Raw genomic sequence first — 7,270 nt, forward strand, 5'->3', positions numbered from 1 at the left:
ATCAGAATGACCAGCCCGAACAACGTGCCCAGCATGATGACAGCGCCCACGGCCGCACCCCTTCCGATACCACCTCGACGCATTAGATAGTGCACACTATCCTAAAGGCAGTCAACCGTCCGGCGAGGAGCGAACCTGTGCCCCAGCGGCCACCCACCACGAAACGTGGCGCGGCAGACGCGCCGACCCCGGCGAATCGCCGCCCCCGTGGCGCTCCGCGCCAGCTTCTGCTCGACGCCGCCCGGATACTCTTTGCGCGCCAGGACTATCGGAGCACGACGACCCGGGAAATCACCCAGGCCGCAGGCGTCACGGAACACCTGCTGTTCCGGCACTTCGGCTCGAAGGCCGCGCTCTTTCGCGAGGCGCTGGTCCTACCGTTCACCAGCTTCGTCGACGACTTCGGCCGGACGTGGCAATCCGTCATCCCCGAAGAGACGGACGAGGAGGAACTGGCCGGGCTTTTCGTCGGTCGGCTCTACGACGTGTTGGTCGAACACCGGGGCCTGTTGTTGACGCTGATGGCATCGGAAGCCCTGAGCGACGAGGAGGCGGCCGACGCCGGCATCCCCGAAGTTCGACGGGCTTTCACGGTGCTCGGTCAGATCAGCGCCGAGGGCATCAACCTGCGTGGCCTGCGGTCGGAACATCCGGACCTGCCGGCCTACTCGACGGTGGCGATGATCGCCGGCATGGCCGCGTTGCGTTCCACCTACTTCGGCGCCAAGCCGCCGTCGAGAGAAGTGATCGTGTCCGAATTGGTCCAGGCGATCTTGCACGGCTTCCTGCACCGCAACGACTAAGGGAGATCAACCATGCCAGGAACCAGCGCGGTCGACCTGTACTACGACCCGTTCGACTCCGACATCGACGACGACCCGTACCCGGTGTGGAAGCGCATGCGCGACGAGGCGCCGCTGTACTACAACGAGAAGTACAACTTCTACGCGCTGAGCCGGTACGAGGACGTGGCCCGCGAACTGCCGAACTGGCAGACCTACCGGTCTGGGCGGGGGACCACGGCCGACATCTTGTTCGCGAATATCGAAGTGCCACCGGGCATTCTGCTGTTTGAGGACCCACCGCTGCACGACCTGCACCGCAGGCTGCTGTCCCGGGTCTTCACGCCGCGGCGCATGTTGGCGGTGGAGGACCTGGTGCGCGGCTTCTGCGTGCGGGAGCTGGATCCGCTGGTCGGTGCGGGCGGCTTCGATTTCATCGCCGACCTCGGGGCGATGATGCCGATGCGGACCATCGGTTACCTGCTGGGCATACCCGAGGAAGATCAGGCCAAGATTCGCGATCGGGGCGGCGCTTACATCGAGTTGTCCGACGAGCGCGACCCCGCCGCGGTCAACGCGAAGCTGTTCGAGGAGAGCATCGTCGTGTTCGCGGAGTACATCGAATGGCGGGCCGATCACCCGTCCGACGACCTGATGACGGATCTGCTGCGGGCCGAGATCGAGGAACCCGACGGCACCCGGCGGCCGTTGTCGCGGACCGAGGTGCTGGCCTACACCGCGATGATCGCCGGCGCCGGAAACGAGACCACCGCCCGGCTGATCGGTTACATGGGGCAATTGCTGTCGGATCATCCGGATCAGCGGCGAGAGCTTGTCGCCGACCCGTCCCTGATTCCCGGCGCGGTCGAGGAGACGCTGCGTTACGAGCCGCCGTCGCCGGTGCAGGCCCGCTACGTCGCCCAGGACGCCGAACTCTACGGCCGGGTGGTGCCGGAGGGCTCATACATGTTGCTGCTCAACGGTTCTGCCAACCGCGACGATCGTCACTTCGACGATCCCGAGCGTTACGACATTCACCGCCAGGGTGGCCATCTGAGCTTCGGGCAGGGCCTGCACTTCTGTCTCGGCTCGGCGCTGGCCCGGATGGAGGGCCGGGTGGCGCTCGAAGAGGTGCTCAAGCGCTGGCCCGACTGGGAGGTCGACTACGCCAACGCCCAGCGGGCGCACACCGCCAGCGTGCGCGGCTGGGCGCGGTTACCGGTGGTCACCGACTGACGGCCTGGCACTCCCCGTCGAGCGTCACGCCAGCGTGACGCGGGGTGTCGAGCGTCACGCCAGCGTGACGTTCGGCGCAAAGCTAGGAACCGCTTACGTCCACCAACACCGCGCCGTCGGGCACGTTGCCGAGGGTCTGCAGCGGGATGTCGTCGCCCTGGGCCGTCAGCCGAACGATCTGGGCCAGCTGGTCGGGCGCGTCGCATTGCAGGTAGTGGTCGGCCCCGGGTATCACCCAGTAGCGGTTGCGGCCGGGCTTGTTCTTCAGGTACGTCTGCCAGACGTGGTTGGGCACGCGCAGCGGTGAGACGTTGTCGTGCAGCCCCCACACCACCGTGGTGTCGACCGGGCTCTTGGAAAGCGCCTCCAACCAACCGGTTTCGTCCGCCGCCCGCTCGTGCAGGTATTGGATGGTGTCCGGCAGGACGCGGATGCCGTCGTTGTGGGCGAAGCATTTCGCCAACGCGGCGATCTCCGGGTCGTCCAGCGTTCGGCGCGGCATGAAGGTGCTGGCTCCCAGGCCGGCCGCCAGCATCTCCGGTGTCGTCGCGGCGGCGGTGGGCCGACCCGTCGCGGAGTCGAGCAGAGCGGTCTGAAAGACCGTGAGATTGGACAGCGGCAGATAGATGTTGGCGTTCGTCAGGATGAGGTCGAGGGGTAGGGACGGCGGGTCCAGCGCCGCCAGCAGCTCCAGCGCGATCATACCGACGCTGCTGCCGCGGTCGTGGGTAAGCATGCGGAACTCGGACAGATTCCACACCTGGGTGATGGCGTAGACGAGCAGGCGCGCGTCGTCGTAGAGCGAATACACGTAGGGCTCAGGCGGTTTGTCGGAGAGGCCGTAGCCGGGGAAGTCGAGCAGGTAGATGTCGAATTCAAAGCCCAAATCGCCCACCAGGCCGTGATAGTCGATGCTCGAGGTCGGGAAGCCGTGCACGAGCACCAAGGCGGGCGCGCCCGGTGTCCCGCAGCGGCGACTGAACACCGCGACTTCGTGCCCATTGTTGGCGGCGGTCGTTGACCGCCAACGCAGTTCCGTGCCGCCGCTTTGCCACTCCGCGAAGATGTCCAAGCTGCCAGCATCGCAGAGCGGGTCGCGGTTAACAACCATGCGTCAGCACCGCCCCGTCACGGGCACGTGACGTGCACCCCGAAAGTGACCGGGCGCGTGGCGCTTTGGCCGGGGGTGGTCGCCTCGCCGGTCCCGGTCACCGTGTAACTCTTGCCCTCCTTGGTCGCTTGCACCTGGGTCGCCGACCTGGCGGCCTGGTAGGGGAGTTGGTACTGGCCAGCGGCGAGCGTGAGCGAGATCGCGAATCCGTCGACCATGGGCGGTTTCTCGTCCGAGAGGGCCAAGGACACCGACGCCGTATCGTCGCGCACGCTGATCCGGGTGGTGAGGTCGCCCGACTCGGGTGGTGACGCGTTGGGTTGCGCCGCCGCACTGGTGCATTCGACCCCGGCGGTCATCGTGTGTTTGTTTCCGTCGATCATCACGGTCGTGGTTACCGAAGCCGGGCTCGCACTCGGGGCGGTCGCCGGCTGGCCGCCCTTGCCCGAACAGCCGGAGATACCGGCGGCCAGCGCGATGCCGGCGGCCGCCAGCGCGTACGGATTCGTCATCTCACCTCCCTTGCCAGCGAGGACTATAGGACCCATTCGTTTCGGGAAGGTCTCCTTTTCCTGGCGGCCAGTCGACCGCGGGGTTTACCGCCACGCTTCCCAATTCACCATGCTGCGCAGCGGTCCGGCGAACACCGGCCGCACCGCGCCCGACCGCCAGCGCCCTTCGATGGCCGGCGCCAGGGCGTCGGTCGTGGTCAGCGGGTCGTCGTCGAGGTAGATGACGGTGATGTACTGGTGGTCCGTTCGCCATCCTCGCGGAAGGCGGTTCCAGCCCGCGCTCGAACCGAAGGTCCACGCCCCGGCCGCGCCCGGCGTATCGAGCAGCGCCGGGTGGTGCTCGGCGTGCAGCCATTGCAGCCACTCGTCCGGACGGCGTCCGTCGACCGGTTCCTCGACGAGGAGGACGACGCCGCGGTGCGGCCGAAACGGCACCACCTCGGGGGATATCAGCGCCCGCGGCGAGGATCGCCACTGCAGCAGGCGCAGCCCGGCCACTTGCAGGGACGGGCGGACGACGGGGAACCGACCGTTCTCGCGCAGCGTGCGTCCGAGCGCGACGAAGTCGTCGAAGGTCTCCTCGACGGGATCGCTCACCAGGTAGTGCACCGCGTTGCCGATCTCGCCCAGCGGACCGTCGGCCGCCAGGCGGTGTTGGGGATAGTCGCCGTCGGCGATCCAGCGCAGCCCGTGCACGATGCCTGGCAGTTGATACTGCTCGGGCATGTGATCGAGCAGGTGCCAGCGCAGATAGCTGCCGTCGTCGTCGTCGGCCGGCGCGGTGAGGCTGAATATGCCCGCCCTGACGCGAATCACGCGGCGCCGCCGGGGGAGTGCAACTCGGCCAGCGCTTGGAGGCTGTCCAGGTAGTGCTGCAGCGAGGTGTGGCGGAAGACGGCGGGCACGATGGTGGCGCCGTGCTCGGCGGCCTCGCCGACGGCGTCGCGGGTGCGCTCCGGCTCGTTGATCGGGTCCAGCGCAGCGGCAGTCGGCAGGACGACCTCGAACCCCGGCCGAAGCTCGAAGCGGCGCAACCAGTCTCGGGCTTCGGACAGGCTCACGGCAAAGGGCGCCCAGCCGTCGGCCAGGGTCGCGGCGCGGCGCAACGAACGTAGCGTGCGCCCGCCCACCCAGATCGGGACCCGATCCTGCACCGCGCAGGGGTCGACGACCATGCCGCCAAACGAATAGAACTCGCCGCGGTAGGCGGGTTCGGGCGCCGACAGCGACGCGCGCAGCGCCCTGAGCGCGTCGTCGCCCCGCGGTCCGCGGTCGTCGAAGGGCGCATCGAGGAGCTCGAACTCCTCCTTCAGGCTGCCGACGCCGACCCCGAGGATGAGCCTGCCGTTGCTGACCCTGTCCAGCGTGCCGTAGCGCTTGGCGATCTCGAGCGGATGGTGGTATCCGAGTACCAGCACGTTGGTGGCCAACCGAATTCGTTGCGTGCGCGCCGCCAGGTAGCCGAAGGTGGCCAGCGGATCCCAGTAGCGGGTGCCGCGGCGGTGCGTCTCGGCCGCGGGCAGCGCGATGTGTTCGCTGCAGGTCAGGTGGTGATAGCCGAGCCGATCCGCGGCCTCGGCGATAAGGGCCAGGTCCTCGATCGAGGCGTCCTTCTCCCAGTCGCCGCTGGCCTTCGGGAACATCGTCACCACGGGCGTGGCCACGGAGAGTCGTGGGGCGCTCATCCCTGCATGTACCCCCCGGCGTCGACGGGGATCGATTGGCCGGTGATGGTCCGGCTTTCGTCGCTGGCCAGAAACAGGGCGAGGTTGGCGACGTCGTCGGGCGAGGAAATGGCGCGCAGCGCAACCCCTTTGAGCGCTTTCTCGCGTTGGGCGGCGACGTCGACCCCTTGCTCTTCGGCCGTGCGCTGCACCCATCGACGCCACAACTCGGTGTCGATGGCGCCGGGCACGATGCAGTTGCAGCGGATGCCATAGGGGCCGACCTCCAGCGCGACCGTCTTCGTGAAGGCCCGAAGGGAGGCCTTGGCGGTGACGTAGTGGCTCTTGCGGACGACGCCGGAATAGCCTGCCGTGGAGGAGAAGTTGAGGATGACGCCGCGACGGCGCGCGAGCATCGACTGGTTGAGCACTTCGCGGGTGCACAGCATCGCCGCGGTCACGTCGATGGCGATGGTGGCGTTCCAGTTGTCCAGGGTCTGCTCCCAGATCCAGCGGTCCTGCCCGGGGGCGGCGGCGTTGTTGCACAAGATGTCGACATGGCCGAACTCGTCGACGGCTCGCGACACCATGGCGGCGACGTCGCGCTCGTCGGTCACGTCCGCGCGCATCGCGATGGCCCCGGGACCGGCCGCTTCGGCGGCGGCGCGCACCAGCTCTTCGCGTCGCGCGGCCAGCAAGACCTTGGCGCCCTGGGAGACGAAGCGCGAGCCGAGCACGGGTCCCAGGCCGGTGCTCGCGCCGGTGATGATCGCGACCTTGCCGTCCAGCCGGCCGGTCATTGCGTTGCGGGCACGCATGTTTCGATCCACGCGTGGATTCGTTCGGCGACGGCGAGCCAGCCAGGGTCGAGCATCATGTCGTGGCTCATCTTAGGGAAGATTTCGGCTTGCGTGCCGTAGGCGGCCGCGGTGGCCTGGACTTCCCGTTGGGTGAAGCACACGTCGTCTTCGGCGCCCAACACCAACAGCGGGGCGGTGACGAGGTGGGGCCTGGGCAGGTCATGCCAGAGCATGTCGATCGCGATCCTCAGGGCGTACTCCTCGCAGAGTTCCGCGGCATAGCGCGCAACGTCGGCTTCGCAGTGCGACGGCGAGAAGAAGGTTTCGCGGGCCAATTCCGGCGTGGCGCCGACACCGCGCAGCGACCTGGTCATCGCCAGGCCGCTGGCGGTGTACCACGGGTGCCGCTTGAACCGGCGCGCCAGGAATCCCAGGATGCCGTTCGGGGGTGCGGAGGCGAGTAGTACGGCGGCCGCAGCCTCGTGTGACTCCAGATACTTCTGCACCACGAAGCCGCCCAGGGAATGCCCGACCACCACCGGCCGTTCGCCCAGTCCGTCGGCAACGGATGCGACGTCGGCGACGAAATCCGCGATCGAGCACAACCGCATGGATCTGGGCGCCGGACTGCTTCCGTGACCGCGCAGGCTCAGCGCCAGCGCCCGGTGGCCCTTGTCCGCGAAGTAGTCCAGGAAGTGCTCGTCCCAGCACCAGGCGCCGTGCCACGCCCCGTGCACGAATAGCACCGGAGGCTGGTGGGATTCGCGGCCGGGCGTTCGTTCGATCACTTCGAGCATGTGCGGGACTCCTCCGTGGGCCACGCCCCCCGGTCGGCTGCAACGCCGCTGAGATTAGCCGTTGACGTGCGCATGGGGACCGGAATCGGCCAAGCCACGCCGTCTCGTGGGGTTTACTGATGCGGTGGGTGTAGATGGGGAGCGGCGCACGCTGGTGCTGTCCGCCTTTCCGGGCGAGGCCGACGCCGTGCTGTCCCACACCACGCTCGATGCCGATCCGGTGGTGATCGCCGACCGGCGGCGCTTCTATCTCGGCTCGATCGCCGGCAACAGGGTGATCGTCGCGATGACCGGCATCGGCCTGGTGAACGCCGTCGACACCACCGAGGCCGCGCTCACCCGCTTCCCTCGCGATTCCATTGCCGCCG

The 7,270-nt window shown here is 68.0% G+C and carries 8 protein-coding genes and 1 pseudogene; 3 read left to right on the plus strand and 6 right to left on the minus strand.

Translation table 11 applies throughout. The features are described from left to right. Positions 1 to 137: 137 nt before the first annotated feature. Positions 138 to 803: a TetR/AcrR family transcriptional regulator gene (locus tag A5702_RS06430; protein ID WP_067818097.1), complete on the plus strand. Its 666-nt coding sequence runs from the start codon at positions 138 to 140 to the stop codon at positions 801 to 803. Between the two features lie 12 nt (positions 804 to 815). Continuing rightward, positions 816 to 2,018, plus strand: coding sequence for a cytochrome P450 (locus tag A5702_RS06435; RefSeq protein WP_068219194.1), 1,203 nt, complete (start codon positions 816 to 818; stop codon positions 2,016 to 2,018). Between the two features lie 82 nt (positions 2,019 to 2,100). On the opposite strand, the gene A5702_RS06440 is transcribed toward A5702_RS06435, so the two are convergent. The 6 genes from A5702_RS06440 to A5702_RS06465 form a co-directional block, all read right to left on the minus strand. After that, positions 2,101 to 3,090, minus strand: coding sequence for an alpha/beta fold hydrolase (locus tag A5702_RS06440; RefSeq protein WP_068219197.1), 990 nt, complete (start codon positions 3,088 to 3,090; stop codon positions 2,101 to 2,103). Positions 3,091 to 3,146: 56 nt separating this feature from the next. Continuing rightward, positions 3,147 to 3,641: a lipoprotein LpqH gene (locus A5702_RS06445; RefSeq protein WP_068219200.1), complete on the minus strand. Its 495-nt coding sequence runs from the start codon at positions 3,639 to 3,641 to the stop codon at positions 3,147 to 3,149. 84 nt (positions 3,642 to 3,725) lie between these two features. Further along, positions 3,726 to 4,454 carry a hypothetical protein gene (locus A5702_RS06450; protein WP_068219213.1) on the minus strand — a complete coding sequence of 243 codons (729 nt, stop codon included), beginning with the start codon at positions 4,452 to 4,454 and terminating at the stop codon, positions 3,726 to 3,728. Then, a complete protein-coding gene (locus A5702_RS06455) occupies positions 4,454 to 5,326 on the minus strand; it encodes a TIGR03619 family F420-dependent LLM class oxidoreductase (protein WP_068219203.1) in 873 nt (290 codons plus the stop codon). The genes A5702_RS06450 and A5702_RS06455 overlap by 1 nt, the downstream gene beginning before the upstream one ends. Continuing rightward, the gene (locus tag A5702_RS06460) at positions 5,323 to 6,123 is read right to left on the minus strand and encodes an SDR family NAD(P)-dependent oxidoreductase (RefSeq protein WP_231965006.1); all 801 of its coding nucleotides are present in this window, start codon (positions 6,121 to 6,123) and stop codon (positions 5,323 to 5,325) included. Before A5702_RS06460 ends, A5702_RS06455 begins: the two co-directional genes overlap by 4 nt. Then, positions 6,102 to 6,902 carry an alpha/beta hydrolase gene (locus A5702_RS06465; protein WP_068219210.1) on the minus strand — a complete coding sequence of 267 codons (801 nt, stop codon included), beginning with the start codon at positions 6,900 to 6,902 and terminating at the stop codon, positions 6,102 to 6,104. Before A5702_RS06465 ends, A5702_RS06460 begins: the two co-directional genes overlap by 22 nt. A 124-nt stretch (positions 6,903 to 7,026) precedes the next feature. On the opposite strand from A5702_RS06465, the pseudogene A5702_RS06470 reads away from it, so the two are divergent. Beyond that, positions 7,027 to 7,270, plus strand: a pseudogene (locus A5702_RS06470) (hypothetical protein); the annotation flags it as partial.

Source organism: Mycobacterium sp. E3339 (genome assembly GCF_001666915.1).
GTDB lineage: Bacteria > Actinomycetota > Actinomycetes > Mycobacteriales > Mycobacteriaceae > Mycobacterium.

What these genes read in the sequence shown, in the direction of transcription:
- A5702_RS06435 (WP_068219194.1), top strand. Translation starts at nt 816, where the DNA reads ATGCCAGGAACCAGCGCGGTCGACCTGTACTACGACCCGTTCGACTCC.
- A5702_RS06445 (WP_068219200.1), bottom strand. Translation starts at nt 3,641, where the DNA reads ATGACGAATCCGTACGCGCTGGCGGCCGCCGGCATCGCGCTGGCCGCC.
- A5702_RS06455 (WP_068219203.1), bottom strand. Translation starts at nt 5,326, where the DNA reads ATGAGCGCCCCACGACTCTCCGTGGCCACGCCCGTGGTGACGATGTTC.
- A5702_RS06460 (WP_231965006.1), bottom strand. Translation starts at nt 6,123, where the DNA reads ATGCGTGCCCGCAACGCAATGACCGGCCGGCTGGACGGCAAGGTCGCG.
- A5702_RS06465 (WP_068219210.1), bottom strand. Translation starts at nt 6,902, where the DNA reads ATGCTCGAAGTGATCGAACGAACGCCCGGCCGCGAATCCCACCAGCCT.